Consider the following 14,562-nt stretch of genomic DNA (forward strand, 5'->3'; position numbering starts at 1 on the left):
AAGTCAAACCGTCACCTATGTCTATCAACAACAAGGTACCGTCACTGTCCGTTATGTGGACACGAACGATAAAGAGCTTGCAAAACCAGTCACTTTGACCGGTGGTGTGAACGAACCTTATGACACAACACAAAAAGAATTCTCCGGGTATAAATTTGTTGAAGTCAAAGGGGCTCCCGCCTCTGGCGAGTTTAAACCAGAAAGTCAAACGGTCACCTATGTCTATCAACAACAAGGTACCGTCACTGTCCGTTATGTGGACATGGACGACAAAGAGCTTGCTGAACCGATCACTTTGACCGGTGGTGTGAACGAACCGTATCAAACTGAACCAAAAGAAATTTCCGGGTATAAATTTGTTGAAGTCAAAGGGGCGCCAGCTGCAGGCGAGTTTAAAGCAGAAAATCAAACGGTCACCTATGTCTATCAACAACAAGGTACTGTCACTGTCCGTTATGTAGACATGGACGACAAAGAGCTTGCTGAACCGATCACTTTGACCGGGGGTGTGAACGAACCGTATCAAACTGAACCAGAAAAAATCTCCGGATATAAATTTGTTGAAGTCAAAGGGGCACCAGCTACGGGAGAGTTTAAAGCAGAGAGTCAAACCGTCACCTATGTCTATCAACTTTTAACAGGAACTGTAGTTACAGAGCATGTTTATATTGATGATAATAATAACGAAACCCAAATAGTAGATGCCATAGAAAAAACGTACAATCATGGAGAAACTTACTTAACTGAAGAACAAAATTTCGAGGGCTTTGAATTTATAAGAACTGAAGGTGGTACTCCCACGGGAACCGTGACGGGAGGAAGTGTGATCCATGTTAAGTATATTTATAAGGAAATAAAAGGAACGGTCACTATTATTGGTTATGATGAAAACAAGAATGAAATTTATCGGAAAACAATATCTGAACGGGTCGGAACCGAATATGCTATTCAACCACCGGAGATACCCGGTTACCTAGTGATTGACAATATTTTACCAGATAATGCGCAAGGGGAGTACATAGATGGTAACATCGATGTCATATTTTATTACTCTTCTGAACAAGGTCGGATAGTTCAGACCACGAATATTGTTTTTAAGGATTATAATACAGGGGGTATTATTGATGAAGGCTACTCTGAAATTGCTACTGATGGAGAAAATTACAGCTATACTATAAAGAGTATTCCAGGTTATTACATAGAGAGACTTGTTGTAGATATGATTTCAGGCTTTCCACTTCCTTTTGAAACATCTGTTTCTCCTGATGGGCAATCTGGAACGATATCAGGAGTTGCAAAAGGCGACGTTATTATCACGGTCTATTTGGAGCTAACAAAACAATAAATTTCTATCTCTTAAAAACCATGATTTGATGGTCTATTCTCCTATATGAATGTTCAGAGGAAAAACTACTCATCAACGATTATTAGATCACTAATGATATGTGAAGATTAATGTTTCATGGTCTTCTTTTGATGTTTATCATCTATTTTTAGTTCTTACTCTTCATTAGTTTGGCAAAGATAGTTCGTTTTTCAAAACTATGCCTCCTCCAGCTATCTGATGTAACAAATGTAAAATATGCTTCTACTTCCCCCTGTAATCGCAAGGATTACAGGGGGAAGTGTTTCATAGCTGTCCCAACAAACGAACGAACGAACCTAAAATTATATGACACAAACTTTGATACAACGTTGATTATCAAATATCTTCTTTATATTATCTCTACTAAAGCGATACCTTGCTAAACTGTGTATTCGTGTATATGATAAAATGAGTGATAATAAAAGGAGTGCGGTTAAAATGAAACAAAAAATTCAAATTTGGGATCATGCAGAAGAAATTTTAAGTGCTGTTTCAAAAGGTGTTCTTCTTACCACCAAGTCAAAAGATAAAGTAAATGCCATGACTATTTCATGGGGAACTCTGGGAATTGAATGGTCAAAACCTATTTTCACTGTTTTTGTTCGTGAGAATCGTTTTACCCGCCAACTACTAGAAGAAAATGGCGAATTTACCATCAACATACCGATGGAAAATTTTGACAAGAAAATTTTAGGAATCTGCGGCAAAAAAACTGGACGGAATACTGATAAAATCGAGGAAGCAAAGTTAACTCTAGTAGAATCTGAAAAAATTTCGGTTCCTGCCATTCGTGAACTTCCACTCACATTAGAATGTCGTGTAATCTACAAACAAAAACAGGACCCTGAAGCTATCACGGAAGATAATAAAAATAAATATTATCCTCAAGATGTGGACAGTAGCTTTCACGGTTCAAACCGTGACTACCATACGGCCTATTACGGAGAAATCTTAGATGCCTACATTATCCAATGATACCAATACTTCTAACCAAACAAATAGCTCTTACCAAAGTTGACATTCTTTCTGGTATGCCCTGGGCGAACTAACCAGTTTCTTCAGAAATTCATAGTCAAGTTTCAATTCGATATTTTTTCATCTCAACAAATCAGCAGATAGATTAAAAGTCTTTCTGCTGATTTTTTGTGCTAAATAACTACTTGGAAGCTTATGATGTTAGAAACCACTTTTACTTAACCTCTCTGTAAATTCATCTGGAACATCAATTGTCTTCAAATTGGTAATATGCTATGATTAATTTATCTTATAACAACGAGGTGAAACACGTGTCCAGCTATCCAAAAATAGCCAAATACTTGATTATCGGTACACTAGCAAAATGCGGTAGTTTAGCTGTACCCTATTTGAGTGCGTCTTTTTTTGATGGTACACGTGTCTTGATCGGCTAAAATAATTCTTTTCATAGAATTACTCCCGATGCGTGTATCTAGACGCATCGGTTTTTTGTGTCTAAAATTTTATGAGAGGATGACTTTTACTAATGTTTAAATCGTTTATAATTACCATTAAAATATCTTACAACCAAGAATTTAGCGGTGGTCTTCTCCCCGTTTTTAAAAAGCAGCTACTCAATTATATTTGGTTTTATTTTATGTGCCAGATATGGCTGTTTATCGGACAAAACTCCGAAATGTCTTTGACCACTTCCCAGTTGCTGACGTATTCCCTTTTGTCCACAGTTTTCAGGCCACAAATGGATATTATTACTCCTGCCACCTCTTCCATGTGGGAAGGCTCCATAATTGGTCGATACACAAGGCCAATGCCTATCTTTTCCAGTTTTATAGCGGAAACGATCGGGAAAATTTGGATACCGACATTTTTTACACTCTCTTTTCCTTTGATAGTTTTGGCTTCTATTGCTGGAATAAACCCGCTGCCAGATTCTTTTTACACCGGGATAATGGGGATGATTAGTCTCTTGCTGTCAGTGAGTCTTGGGTTTGCGATGGATTTTATTTTTGCGGCTCTTGCCATGCACTTAAAAGATAAGTGCTGGGCTGCCCTGCAAATTAGAGAATCGTTGTTAAATCTTCTTACTGGAGCGGTGATTCCATTGAACGTGATGCCCCTTCCTGTAGGAAATTTTCTTAGGCTTCTCCCCTTTGCCTCTTTGGCAAGTGTGCCGATAAATATCTATATGGGAATAATCAAACCTGCAAATGCTTTATTGATGCAAGTGGTTTGGAATGTCCTGTTTTGGACAATTGCGTCTATCGTTTATAAAAAAAGCGAAGAGGAGATGATCTCTTTTGGCGGCTAACATAAAAGTTACCTTTAGACTACTTAAACTCCACGCAAAAATGGATTTACTTTGGTTTCTAAGAGAACCATCCTCATTTTTTATTTATATTTTTTCAGAGACAGTCTCTGCCCTTTCCGCTGTAGCAAGTGTCTTTCTACTTTCAACTCAGTTTGGTAAAGGAACAGGAATCAGCAACAATCAGATTATTTTTATGCTGGGATATAGTCTTTTAGTTGATGGAATTTACTGGCTTTTCTTCCGAGGGAATAATATGGGAGAAATCAGCAGGATCATCGGTCGGGGACAACTCGACCACTGTATGACTCAGCCAGTGCCCTTACCGATTCAACTTTTGACCAATGGCTTTTCCCCTGTTTCCAGCAGTCATATATTCCTTACGGGGATTATCGTTACTGTGTACGCAGCTCATCAATTAAAGTTAAAGATCTCTATCTTGTGGTTATTGTTATTGATCGGCTATGTGTTTTTGTCCATGTTTATTATTTTATCCCTAGTTTATATTTTTTCCGCCAGAGCTTTTTATTCTCCTGTGGCTTCGGAAGAAGTAGCAGGTGAGATTTTATCGTTTACAGCCATCAAAGTGTATCCTTTGAACGGTTTTCCAAAAACGATACAAAATATTTTGCTTACCGTTTTACCCATAGGACTTACTGCTTGGTTTCCCAGTATTCTTCTGCTAAATGCAGCTACGAAAGAAACAATCAAACTAGCCTATGGAATTTTACCAGTAATTGCCAGCATGTTTATATTAATTGCTGCATTACTCTTTTTAGGAAGGGATTAAAATATTATGAAACAAACAGCAGCCCAAGATATTCCGGTTTTGGTCATCGATAAAGTCACAAAAAACTATACAAAGCTTCAACCAAAAAATAATTTAAAAGAGACGCTCGTTCACTTTATAAAGCCGCAAAAAATAATAACAACAGCTCTCAATGACATTTCCTTAACGGTAAATAAAGGAGAATTCGTCGCCTACGCCGGTGCGAATGGTGCCGGCAAGTCCACCACAATGAAAATATTATCTGGTATTCTTCAGCCTAATAGCGGAAATGTGCGGGTTCTTGGACTGGATCCTTCCTTGAATCGGGTAACATTGATGAAGAAAATCGGTGTGTTATTCGGACAACGGACAGAACTTTGGTGGGATCAGCCAATCATTACCAGTTTTGAATGGAAAAAAACAGTGTGGGATATTCCAAATGATGTGTACCGCCTAAATTTAGAAATGATAACTGACTTGCTTGATTTAGGTCCGCTTCTTAATACTTTTTCAAGGGAACTCAGTCTCGGTCAGCGTATGCGTGCAGATTTGGGCATGCTTTTGCTTCATAATCCGGAAGTCATCTTTTTAGATGAGCCTACTCTTGGGCTAGACGTCCTTGCGAAAAGGCAAATGATTGCTTTTTTAAAAGAATTAAATGCAGAAAAAAAGACCACCATTTTAGTGACGAGCCATGATATGACTGACCTAGAAGAGATGGCACAGAGAATCATTTTATTGTCTCAGGGCAACATTATTTTTGATGGTAATTTTCAGCAACTGCGGGATGTCAGAGGCAGTATCTCTGAAATACATATCGAAGTAACAGGAACACCCCCGGTGATGGACTCCTTAAAACTGCTTGAAAGTAGTGGTAATAACCATGTTTATTCGATGGTTGATTCAAGCATTCCTTTAAATCAACTACTACGTGAGTTATCAAAAATCGAAAATCTTAAAAATTTGGAAATACGGAAAACATCGATTGAAGATATTATCGCTGCATTGTATCGAGAATTACGTGGGTGAGCAGGTTAAATAGAAAAACTAAAAATCCTTCTATGAAAAAAAGAAGGATTTTTGATTGCCCGGCGTTTTTAAATGTATTTAGAATACTGCATCCTCACGTTTAAACTGCCTGCTAACTTAAAAATGTTGTCATCGAATTTCGTATTCTTCTTGGGATGCGAAAGCACTTTGAGAAAAACTCCCATATAATAGAAAAAAAGACCGTTCAAGCAACTAAAAAGCATGGTTTTGAGCACTTTATTTACTGTAAATAAATATTTTTTGACAAAACTATTTTTCTGACTTAATTTAGAGTGAAATTATTTGTCGAACTACTGGTCCTTAACTTCGAAATCATCTCCATCTAAATCACTTTTAAAAGAAAGGTCTTCACGCAAACCGCTTACACTCGACGTTAATTCCGGAAGGGCTGAAGTTAAATTGGTATGGACTCTAATTTGAATCAGATGGTCTTCAGGAAGTTCAACATTATTTTTATCCAAATAATTATTAATTTGCGTGTAAAACCGATGAATCCCTTGTGGACTCAAATCATTTATGTCAATACTTTTCCCGTCCATAAGAGTAGCAGCATTAATGGGATCACCTTTACTCCAACTTGGTCGAAATAATCTCGTACCGTTATAAGCGTATCTATCAAAATTTGATTCTATTGTTGTGTCTTGAATTATGGCATAAATCCTTTCATTACTTAGGGAAAAGTCATATAAATATATCTCTCCGTCTTCAAATTCCTTTCTGTCTCTCAGTTTATTGAATACTTGCTCGATACCTTCTTGAGACTCTAGAATCTTTGACTCTCTGCCAATGTATCCTCTACTTTCACCCGCAAGCCTAAGTGTTTCATAATACTTAATTTTACCTGTTACAACAATAAATACCATCCCAACAAGTCCGACAATCATTAGTAAGGAAACTAGTCTTTTCCTCAAAGAGGATTTCTTTTCTTTTTGGTTTGGTTTGTGGGTGTATTCTGGAATATGCTTGCCCTCATACGCTTTAAACATTATTTCTTTTGCGTCTGTTAATCCAAGGCCTGTTTGACTTCTAAGGCTTTTTATAGCTTTAATCCTAGCATCTCCGCACTCTCTCATGATTTCTGATAAATTGATATCAACGCCATTTATTCGAACAATAGTATCTTCAGATTTTAAAGCAGTCCCGCAGTTTGAACAAAACTTGCCCGTTGCCTTCTCTCCGCAATTTGGACAAAGCATAAGCAACTCACCTCTCATACACATTTTGTTGTTTGGTGTATTCTATTTAATGTAATATTATCATACCTCTAAGTTTCATTCTATTTCTTAGCTTGGGGGATATTTTCATCTGCAGCACTATCTACAATATGTTCCTATAACTCTAATTCTTCTACTTGAAACTTATACAAAAAAGTACTGAATAAGCTTATAACAACTAACAATACCTCAAGAGTTTATTAAGCGCCTTATTTTTTATATGGCTTTCTTTTTGAAAACGCTCGTATAAAAAAGACGTTTCATTTTAAAAAACGTCTTAGTGTTTATATTCTTGATTTTCAATCTTACTTTTTTCAAAAAAACAGCTAATATTACAGACATATTTATACAATTATGTATCTTTTTATTCTGTATTTTATTACTATCACTTATATGTACCACGAACTTCCGAAATTGCTTAAAATACAGATGCTTAACTAGCCCTCTTTCCGCAACAACCCCACGACTTCCACATGTGTCGGCATTACTATCAGAACACAAACTATCAACCTCGTTTTTAGTATGTGAACACAATTCTTTAGGCTTGCGATTTCCTCTTGCATTCTTTCTTTGAGGCTTAAACTTATTTCCATCTAAGCTATTCTTAAAACCTGTTTTGTAAACAAAGACCAATTGAGCTGGGTCAATTTTCCCATCTTCATCACATCCCCCTACAATAACTTTTTCAACAATACTCTCAAATACATATCGGTCAAATTCTGTCAAAACTTCATTTTGTTCAAGTGTCTTTTTGAACTCTTTGAGACGACGTTTGATGTCTTTTTCATTTAAGGCTGTTTCTTGAAGTTTTATACGTTCTTTGATTAGGTCTTCTTGCTTTTGAGTCATGTTAGAAAATTTAGCTTCGTAAGTTTCAGAATCAATTACATCTTCCAAACGCATATCAACCAGTTTACTTTTCTTTTTCTCTAAAGAATCTATATCCTTATCAACTTTTGCAAGTTGTTTATTTACTGAACTACTACTAAGCGTTTCTTCCATTCTATTCAAAAACTCATCTAGAACATCTTTATTGCTGTCACACATAATACGATAGCTTTCGATAAATGCATCCTCTATCGCCTGCTCGGGAATACCTTTGCTATGAGGACAATGCTTTTTTCCTTTCTTAGTGGCTGTTACGCATTGCCAAATAACCTTGTCGTATTCAGAACCGCTATGCCATCTACGTCGGGTTAAAGTACCACCACAAAAACCACACTCTAGTAAACAACTGAATGCATACTTTCTGCTGTATTTCTCTCGCTTAGTATTTCCGTCACCGATTTTTCCACGATTCTTGCTTCTCCGATTCAAGATTTCCTGTGCCTTATCAAATACTTCTTCACTTATAATAGGCTCATGATGATTACGAATGTAAAACTGATCTTCTTCCCCCATATTTTCTAAACGACGTTTAGAGATGGGGTCTACAGTGAATGTTTTACCTAAAAGAATATCGCCTTTGTATTTCTCGTTTTTTATAATTCCTAAAACCGTGGTCGGAACCCAAGTAGAATTACCGTACTTAGTTTTATAACCTAAATTTTCTAGCTCATTACCAATTACAGAACCACCAGCACCTTCAATGTATCTATTGAAGATATAACGAACAATTTCTGCTTCTTCTTTATTTACTGTAATTGATTTATCTTCTGGGTGGTAATCATAACCCAAGCACCCTTGAAAACCTACTAACTCGCCACGTTTCATTTTCATTTTCAAGCCTTTTTTTACATTGGCAGAAATATTCTCTACTTCTTGTTGTGCTACCGAACTCAAAACTACTAACAGCAACTCTCCGTCCATAGTAAGAGTATTTATTTTCTCGTCTTCAAAGTATACTGCTATGTTCTTTTCTTTCAACATTCTCACATATTTCAATGTATCCAGTGTATTTCTTGCAAATCTCGATATTGATTTTGTAATAACCATGTCAATTTCGCCATTTAAACAATCACTTATCATTCTTTGAAAGTCAGTTCGGTGCGTAATCTGTGTTCCAGTTATAGCTTCATCCGCATAGATACCAGCAAATACCCATTCATTGTTTTTCTGAATCAAATCAGTGTAGTAAGCTTTTTGTGAGTTATAACTATTTAATTGGTCTTCACTATCTGTACTAACTCTACAATAAGCAGCTACACGTAAACGATCAATCTTCTGTCCACGTTTTGAATTAGACAATGAGCTTTTTGCTTTTATGATTTCTACTTCTTTCATTCAATCCCCTCCTTTTTGTGTTCCTATTGTAGCGTAAATATTACTTTAGTATAACACAATTCAAGAGGTTATATCAGAAATAATTTTATATTCTTGCATGATTTTTCTCTTTACAAGCATATATTCTTTTTTGGAAATCAAGTTTCGGGAAAGAAGTTGTTTTAGCATTGCAATCTGCATACTATAACGGATTAATTTTTCATTCATCATCTTCTCCTCCCTTTTCTATAAAGTTTTACAAGCAATCGAACAGCTTTAGCAAAGCTCACGGGAGTTTCACCCTTGCACGGTTCTCGTCCAACTGTACTCATTGTCTGCGACGCTTTCAACGCTCGGACTGTGACTATACAGGAGTATCATTATCACGATAAGAATGTCTTCGCTGGCAGTCCTGCTAAAGATTGCTTCTCGGATCACTGACTGAATCGCTCGCTATCTTTACAGGGCAGGTCATGGCGGTCAGCTCCGCTGGCTCTTTTCTTATCGAAAGGTATTCGATTGCTACTTATTTAGTTTTCAAAGAACAACTGGCTTGTCAGCCTATCAAAACATACTGAAAGACAATATGCTTTGATGGAATAACAAGCTCTTCAATCGGGAAGTGTGGAAAGCATATCCGCACTTCCACGAAAAGAGAGAGTAAACAATGTCACTTAATTTCAAATGATAAAATTTTTGTAATCAGTCTGGTTTCCATTCGTCCACGTAAGATCTCATCAACGACCATACTTTGATTGCCATACTCATCTTTCATCAATCTTAGAGAGCGTTTTGTAATGTACCCTCTGTAGTGATGAAGAATCTGGTTAATAGCTTCTGTATCGCCATCACAACCCTTAGCAATAAGAGCAAATGGAATCATAGGATATTGATTTCTCATTGGTTTTCCTCCTCCATAAACTTCTTGATTAAGGCTAGTCCGCTCATTCTATGCCGATAGACAGTAGAACGGTTTAAATTCAGTAAGTCTGCTATTTCTGAATCACTCATATCCATAAAATAGAACAGTAGTAAAATCTCACGTTTCTTGTCTGGCAATTCTCGCAATGCTTCACTCAACAAATCATTTGTAATACCAATCGAAATATCATTGAGTGTAAAAGTCTGAAAGTCAGTTGTGTAAGTATCTGTAGTCGCAAACTGATTGACGAGATAATCGCCAATATCCGAAAAGGATACTTCACGTTTCGCAAGCCTAGAAAGATATTTAAAGTAATCTTTCCGTTCGTCTTCTATGGCTTTTTTGCAGATATAGTCAAACTGATTTTCAATCGTGACTTGAAAAGAAGATGGTTTCATGGTTTCTCACCTCCCTTCTGTTCTGAAAGGAAGTAAGCCTTGCTCGTTTTATCTCCTTTCACTCTTAGTCCCGACGTGAAAGGGTGATTTGTTGCATTATCGATTGAAAAAACTTTAAAAATTATCTCGAAACATAAAAAAAGCACATAGACAGATTGATATATCTGTTTATATGCTTTATTAATTCTATGTATATGTCTTAAAAAACTACATTGATGGTCGTACTTATCTATCGCTGGTGGGCGACTTTTTTTAATAAGACCTCTAAGTCAAATATTCGATTGGCTGTAATGTACCTCATGACGACTTTGACCTCCAATGGGTCGCCAGTTTTATCTACAAGAATCTTGATTTTCTAACTATACTTTTAAAGGTAAATAAATTGGCGACCTTTCCTATTTGAGATAAGCGTTTATAACACTATTGAGTGTAAAGAAACGAATAATAGGTATTCATAAACCTTATAACACGTTTTTCTATACCTGTCTCAATTTTTATAGGAACAGTAAAATGTATATAGGTGGTTTAATATGCGTAAAAAAGAAGATAAGTTTGATTTTAGAGCCTTTGGGTTAGCTATCAAAGAAGCTCGAATGAATCGAGGATTAACTCGTGAACAAGTGGGAGCGTTAATTGAAATTGACCCACGTTATTTAACAAATATTGAAAATAAAGGTCAACATCCTAGCATACAAGTTCTCTACGATCTTGTATCATTACTTGATGTGTCCGTTGATGAATTTTTCTTACCTCGTAACGATCTGGTGAAAAGCACCAGAAGATTACAGGTAGAAAAACAAATGGATAACTTCACTGATAAGGAACTGTCTTTAATGCAATCCTTGGCAAATGGAATCAGCGAAGCAAAAGATATCAAGGACTAATCTTAACGGCACTCCGTAAAACAGAAAGAACCGATAAAATGAGATTTTAATTTCTCAAATTATCGGCTCTTTGTCTTTGCATCTGGCTCTGTAATAATAGTTACTTTAAACTGCCTTATTTCAACTAAATTTTCTTGTTTGCATTTTGGACAATAAAGTGGAAGATTTTTCAGTACGGTATCTTCCCGAATCTTTAAACGTGTTTTACTCTCACAGATTGGACATAGCACCCATTCTGTTTTCTGCATTTTATCACGCTCCATTCTAATAATTTTTCTTATGAAATAAATCATCTGAAATTTTTACTCTACCAATTTAATTTCTCAACATATCAAGTTTTTCATGCGTCTGTTTGCATTAATTCCTAAAATGATGACTACGATTAAGATAATAATCGATGTTATCACAAAGATAATTTATCCAAAGCTCTGAATTTAACATCACATCATCTTAATATACTGAAATGAGAAGTTAATCATAATTCTTCCCTTACTTTCTATGCAAATAAGATTTTCGAAAAAATATCTTTAATTAATGAGCTTCAAAAACTTTGTATTGAACATAATACGAGATCTCCTCTTTTATTATGTTTGGATACAGTTTGGAAAAAGTTTCTAAAAATTTGGTAATCTCTTCAATTATTTGACTATCTATTCTTCTATCCTAATCTAATAAATTTACTTGTAATTTGATTTCTCTTAATCATCTGTCTTAGTTAGTATATTTGGAATAATTACTTTTGCTCCATCATTAAGTGATGAATATTTCGGTATGACAAACCAGTTTGCACGGAAAGAAAAACCATTTTGTCAACCGATGACTTAAATAACTATTGTATAAAGTATGCGGACTAATGTCTAGATTTGAAGTATAAATATCATCATCATTTTGAACATGTTAATGGAGATTCAATTCTTGACAAAGTTACTCAATTTCCATTAAAAAATCAAATGGTAAATATTCCTAAAAGATAATTGTTTTATCTTGAAGTTGATCAATTGTCGCACCATTATAACGCTTAAACAATCGATTGTTCCCTCGAAATAGAGGCAGTACACAACACGATTCGAATATCACTTGATTTAATCCGATGGATAATATCTTGGTTTGTGCAGTTAGAACATCTTGAATTGTCAAAAAGCATCACATTTATATCTAAGGCTATTAGGCGTAACATTTAAACACACTCTTTTATTATAGCTTTTGCTCTTGAATAACTTGATAAACGGCTCCTAAAACGCCCGCATCATTTCCTACAGATGCCTTTCTAAGACGAAGATTATCTTTAATCTGGGGAAATAACAATGGTTTAAGGCTTTTACGAAGTGGTAATAACAGTGCTTCACCTGCATCCGATAATCCACCACCAATAATAACTTCCTCTGGATCAAGAGTATTTATAATACTGCTTAACGCATAGGCTAAGTAGGAAATTGTCGTTTCAATTGCTTCATGTGCAATCAAGTTACCCCTCGCACTTAACTCAAAAATGTCTGCAGTATTGGAAAATTTTAGCATGGAATCATACTGATTTACTAGATTCTTCATTGTATGAAATAAACCATTTGCCGAAGCATAACATTCTAAACAATTGATATTGCCACAACTACAAATCCGACTTTCATTAGTAATTAATGGAATATGCCCTATCTCCCCTCCAGAAGCATTGGCACCATTAATAATTTTTCCGTTAACTACAATACCGCCACCAACACCCGTGCCAAGTGTTACAAAAACAACATCCTGCATTCCTTTTTTTGAACCTATCCACAGCTCTCCTAAGGCAGCAGCATTGGCATCATTTATTAGCTGAACAGGCAGATTAAATGACTGTTGAATTATTTCAACAAGCGGCATATCCTTCCATCCTAAATTCACAGCACGTTTTACTCGACCACCTTCAACAGGACCTGGAACACCAATTCCAATTCCAGAAAAGTCTGAGATTTTTAATTTGTTCTCAAAAATCTTTCCGGAAATGGAGTTAACAATGTCTTTTATAATCATGTTACCACTCTCACTACGATTTGTAGATATTTGCCATTTCTCTACAATGTCTCCATTACCAGTAACAATTCCCAATTTAATACTTGTGCCACCAATATCTATACCCAGAAATTTTGACGTGATTATTCTCTCCTTTTTTAAAAAGGCGGCAAGATAGCCGCCGTTTAATTATTATTATTTTTATTAACTTAATCATTCTTTACAATTCATTGTGATACATGTAGTCATATCAATAATATCTATAGAGATTGTTTCGTTAACTAGCTCTTGAATTTATTTTAAATTAAAACAAGCTTGAAAATTTAATAAAATAATATTCTAATCATTTCAATGATTTATAGCATCACTAACTGAAAGAGAGTCTATTTTCGCTCCAATTGATTAATCGCGAATAAAACTGATTTATATAACAAATTAATACATTCTAAAGTTGACAAGCAACTATTCTAAAATGCGTATATGTTTTTAAAAGCTTTTCGCAAATAATATCTGTGAAGTTTAAACTTAAAGCAATCATCATGCTAGATAACAAAATTTCTCAAATATTTAGTACTTAACTTGATTGATCTTTTAACCGCATCATAATCTGCTTCAAATGATTTATCTTCTACTTCAATACACGTATTTCCTGTGTAGCCAATATCTGTCAGAGCTGAAACATATCTACCCCAATCAACATCACCAAGTCCAGGTAATTTGGGGCTCATATATTGCAGTGGAGTTGCCATTACACCAACATCCTTTAGTTTTTCAGGAAAAATTTTAATATCCTTATAATGTACATGAAAAATTTTGTTTTTGAATTCATAAAGTGGCGCAATATAGTCAATCTGCTGCCAAACAAAATGTGATGGGTCGTAGTTTAATCCAAGATAATTACTATCTAATCGCTTAAAGACTTCACGCCAAATCGCTGGTGTTGTCATCAAGTTTTGTCCACCAGGCCATTCATCTTCAGTAAAGAGCATTGGACAGTTTTCAATCCCAATTTTGACTTTTTGCGATTCTGCGTAAGTAATAATCGGTTGCCAAACTTTCTCCATTTCAGCTAAATTCTCTGAAAGTCCCTTCGTCTGCATTCTTCCAATAAAAGTGGTTACGAGATTAACATCAAGTAATTTAGCCGCATCAATCAAATGATACAAATGGTCAATCGCTTCTTGGCGTTTTTCTAAGTTTTCATCTAGTGGATTGGGATAATAACCTAAAGAGGAAATTTCTACTCCTTTATCTTTAGCATAACCTAAAATAGCCTTTGCCTTTTTAGAGTCTAAATCTGAAACATCAATGTGTGATACCCCAGCATAACGCCTTTCTGCCTTACCTTTTGGCCAGCAAGCAACCTCTACACACTCTAATCCATTACTTGCAGCGATATCAATCATTTCCTTAAAATCACTTTGATCTAGAATCGCTGATACCAGTCCTAATTTCACTATAATACCTTCTTTCTATTCTTTTGAAACAAT

The 14,562-nt window shown here is 35.5% G+C and carries 15 protein-coding genes; 7 read left to right on the top strand and 8 right to left on the bottom strand.

The genetic code is table 11. The annotated features are described in order from the left end of the window. From CBF29_RS09345 to CBF29_RS09365, 6 genes are all read left to right on the top strand, one after another. On the top strand, nucleotides 1–1,345 hold a 1,345-nt coding region (locus tag CBF29_RS09345; protein ID WP_211334272.1), incomplete at its 5' end, for a MucBP domain-containing protein. Nucleotides 1,346–1,804: 459 nt separating this feature from the next. After that, nucleotides 1,805–2,341, top strand: coding sequence for a flavin reductase family protein (locus CBF29_RS09350; RefSeq protein WP_126809467.1), 537 nt, complete (start codon nucleotides 1,805–1,807; stop codon nucleotides 2,339–2,341). 311 nt (nucleotides 2,342–2,652) lie between these two features. Next, on the top strand, nucleotides 2,653–2,775 hold the full coding sequence (locus CBF29_RS14150) for a hypothetical protein (RefSeq protein ID WP_281272918.1): 123 nt from the start codon (nucleotides 2,653–2,655) through the stop codon (nucleotides 2,773–2,775). 92 nt (nucleotides 2,776–2,867) lie between these two features. Next, on the top strand, nucleotides 2,868–3,650 hold the full coding sequence (locus CBF29_RS09355; protein ID WP_126809468.1) for an ABC-2 family transporter protein: 783 nt from the start codon (nucleotides 2,868–2,870) through the stop codon (nucleotides 3,648–3,650). Continuing rightward, nucleotides 3,640–4,437, top strand: coding sequence for an ABC-2 family transporter protein (locus CBF29_RS09360; RefSeq protein ID WP_126809469.1), 798 nt, complete (start codon nucleotides 3,640–3,642; stop codon nucleotides 4,435–4,437). Before CBF29_RS09355 ends, CBF29_RS09360 begins: the two co-directional genes overlap by 11 nt. 6 nt (nucleotides 4,438–4,443) lie before the next feature. After that, nucleotides 4,444–5,445, top strand: coding sequence for an ABC transporter ATP-binding protein (locus CBF29_RS09365; RefSeq protein ID WP_126809470.1), 1,002 nt, complete (start codon nucleotides 4,444–4,446; stop codon nucleotides 5,443–5,445). Between the two features lie 311 nt (nucleotides 5,446–5,756). Here CBF29_RS09365 and CBF29_RS09370 read toward each other — a convergent pair whose 3' ends face one another. From CBF29_RS09370 to CBF29_RS09395, 5 genes are all read right to left on the bottom strand, one after another. Next, entirely contained in the window at nucleotides 5,757–6,662 is a 906-nt protein-coding gene (locus CBF29_RS09370) for a hypothetical protein (protein WP_170170038.1), read from the bottom strand. 234 nt (nucleotides 6,663–6,896) lie between these two features. Further along, on the bottom strand, nucleotides 6,897–8,903 hold the full coding sequence (locus CBF29_RS09375; protein WP_126809472.1) for a recombinase family protein: 2,007 nt from the start codon (nucleotides 8,901–8,903) through the stop codon (nucleotides 6,897–6,899). A 60-nt stretch (nucleotides 8,904–8,963) separates the two neighbouring features. Next, a complete protein-coding gene (locus CBF29_RS09380; RefSeq protein ID WP_126809473.1) occupies nucleotides 8,964–9,110 on the bottom strand; it encodes an SHOCT domain-containing protein in 147 nt (48 codons plus the stop codon). 442 nt (nucleotides 9,111–9,552) lie between these two features. After that, entirely contained in the window at nucleotides 9,553–9,783 is a 231-nt protein-coding gene (locus CBF29_RS09390; RefSeq protein ID WP_126809475.1) for a helix-turn-helix domain-containing protein, read from the bottom strand. After that, complete coding sequence (locus CBF29_RS09395) at nucleotides 9,780–10,202, bottom strand: sigma-70 family RNA polymerase sigma factor (RefSeq protein ID WP_126809476.1); 423 nt, start codon at nucleotides 10,200–10,202, stop codon at nucleotides 9,780–9,782. Before CBF29_RS09395 ends, CBF29_RS09390 begins: the two co-directional genes overlap by 4 nt. A 530-nt stretch (nucleotides 10,203–10,732) precedes the next feature. Between CBF29_RS09395 and CBF29_RS09400 the strand changes: the two genes are divergently transcribed. Beyond that, nucleotides 10,733–11,086, top strand: coding sequence for a helix-turn-helix domain-containing protein (locus CBF29_RS09400; RefSeq protein WP_126809477.1), 354 nt, complete (start codon nucleotides 10,733–10,735; stop codon nucleotides 11,084–11,086). Nucleotides 11,087–11,145: 59 nt separating this feature from the next. On the opposite strand, the gene CBF29_RS09405 is transcribed toward CBF29_RS09400, so the two are convergent. The 3 genes from CBF29_RS09405 to CBF29_RS09415 form a co-directional block, all read right to left on the bottom strand. Then, nucleotides 11,146–11,334, bottom strand: coding sequence for a cysteine-rich KTR domain-containing protein (locus CBF29_RS09405; RefSeq protein WP_126809478.1), 189 nt, complete (start codon nucleotides 11,332–11,334; stop codon nucleotides 11,146–11,148). Between the two features lie 946 nt (nucleotides 11,335–12,280). Then, nucleotides 12,281–13,219 carry an ROK family glucokinase gene (locus tag CBF29_RS09410; RefSeq protein ID WP_342775203.1) on the bottom strand — a complete coding sequence of 313 codons (939 nt, stop codon included), beginning with the start codon at nucleotides 13,217–13,219 and terminating at the stop codon, nucleotides 12,281–12,283. Between the two features lie 395 nt (nucleotides 13,220–13,614). After that, nucleotides 13,615–14,529 carry a sugar phosphate isomerase/epimerase family protein gene (locus CBF29_RS09415; RefSeq protein ID WP_126809480.1) on the bottom strand — a complete coding sequence of 305 codons (915 nt, stop codon included), beginning with the start codon at nucleotides 14,527–14,529 and terminating at the stop codon, nucleotides 13,615–13,617. Nucleotides 14,530–14,562: the final 33 nt, after the last annotated feature.

It is taken from the genome of Vagococcus elongatus (assembly GCF_003987645.1).
Classification (GTDB): domain Bacteria; phylum Bacillota; class Bacilli; order Lactobacillales; family Vagococcaceae; genus Vagococcus_A; species Vagococcus_A elongatus.

Excerpts from the sequence above, each read along its gene's own strand:
- CBF29_RS09390 (WP_126809475.1), bottom strand. The coding sequence starts at position 9,783 with ATGAGAAATCAATATCCTATGATTCCATTTGCTCTTATTGCTAAGGGT.
- CBF29_RS09395 (WP_126809476.1), bottom strand. The coding sequence starts at position 10,202 with ATGAAACCATCTTCTTTTCAAGTCACGATTGAAAATCAGTTTGACTAT.
- CBF29_RS09365 (WP_126809470.1), top strand. The coding sequence starts at position 4,444 with ATGAAACAAACAGCAGCCCAAGATATTCCGGTTTTGGTCATCGATAAA.
- CBF29_RS09400 (WP_126809477.1), top strand. The coding sequence starts at position 10,733 with ATGCGTAAAAAAGAAGATAAGTTTGATTTTAGAGCCTTTGGGTTAGCT.
- CBF29_RS09370 (WP_170170038.1), bottom strand. The coding sequence starts at position 6,662 with ATGCTTTGTCCAAATTGCGGAGAGAAGGCAACGGGCAAGTTTTGTTCA.
- CBF29_RS09380 (WP_126809473.1), bottom strand. The coding sequence starts at position 9,110 with ATGAATGAAAAATTAATCCGTTATAGTATGCAGATTGCAATGCTAAAA.
- CBF29_RS09350 (WP_126809467.1), top strand. The coding sequence starts at position 1,805 with ATGAAACAAAAAATTCAAATTTGGGATCATGCAGAAGAAATTTTAAGT.
- CBF29_RS09375 (WP_126809472.1), bottom strand. The coding sequence starts at position 8,903 with ATGAAAGAAGTAGAAATCATAAAAGCAAAAAGCTCATTGTCTAATTCA.
- CBF29_RS09405 (WP_126809478.1), bottom strand. The coding sequence starts at position 11,334 with ATGCAGAAAACAGAATGGGTGCTATGTCCAATCTGTGAGAGTAAAACA.
- CBF29_RS09355 (WP_126809468.1), top strand. The coding sequence starts at position 2,868 with ATGTTTAAATCGTTTATAATTACCATTAAAATATCTTACAACCAAGAA.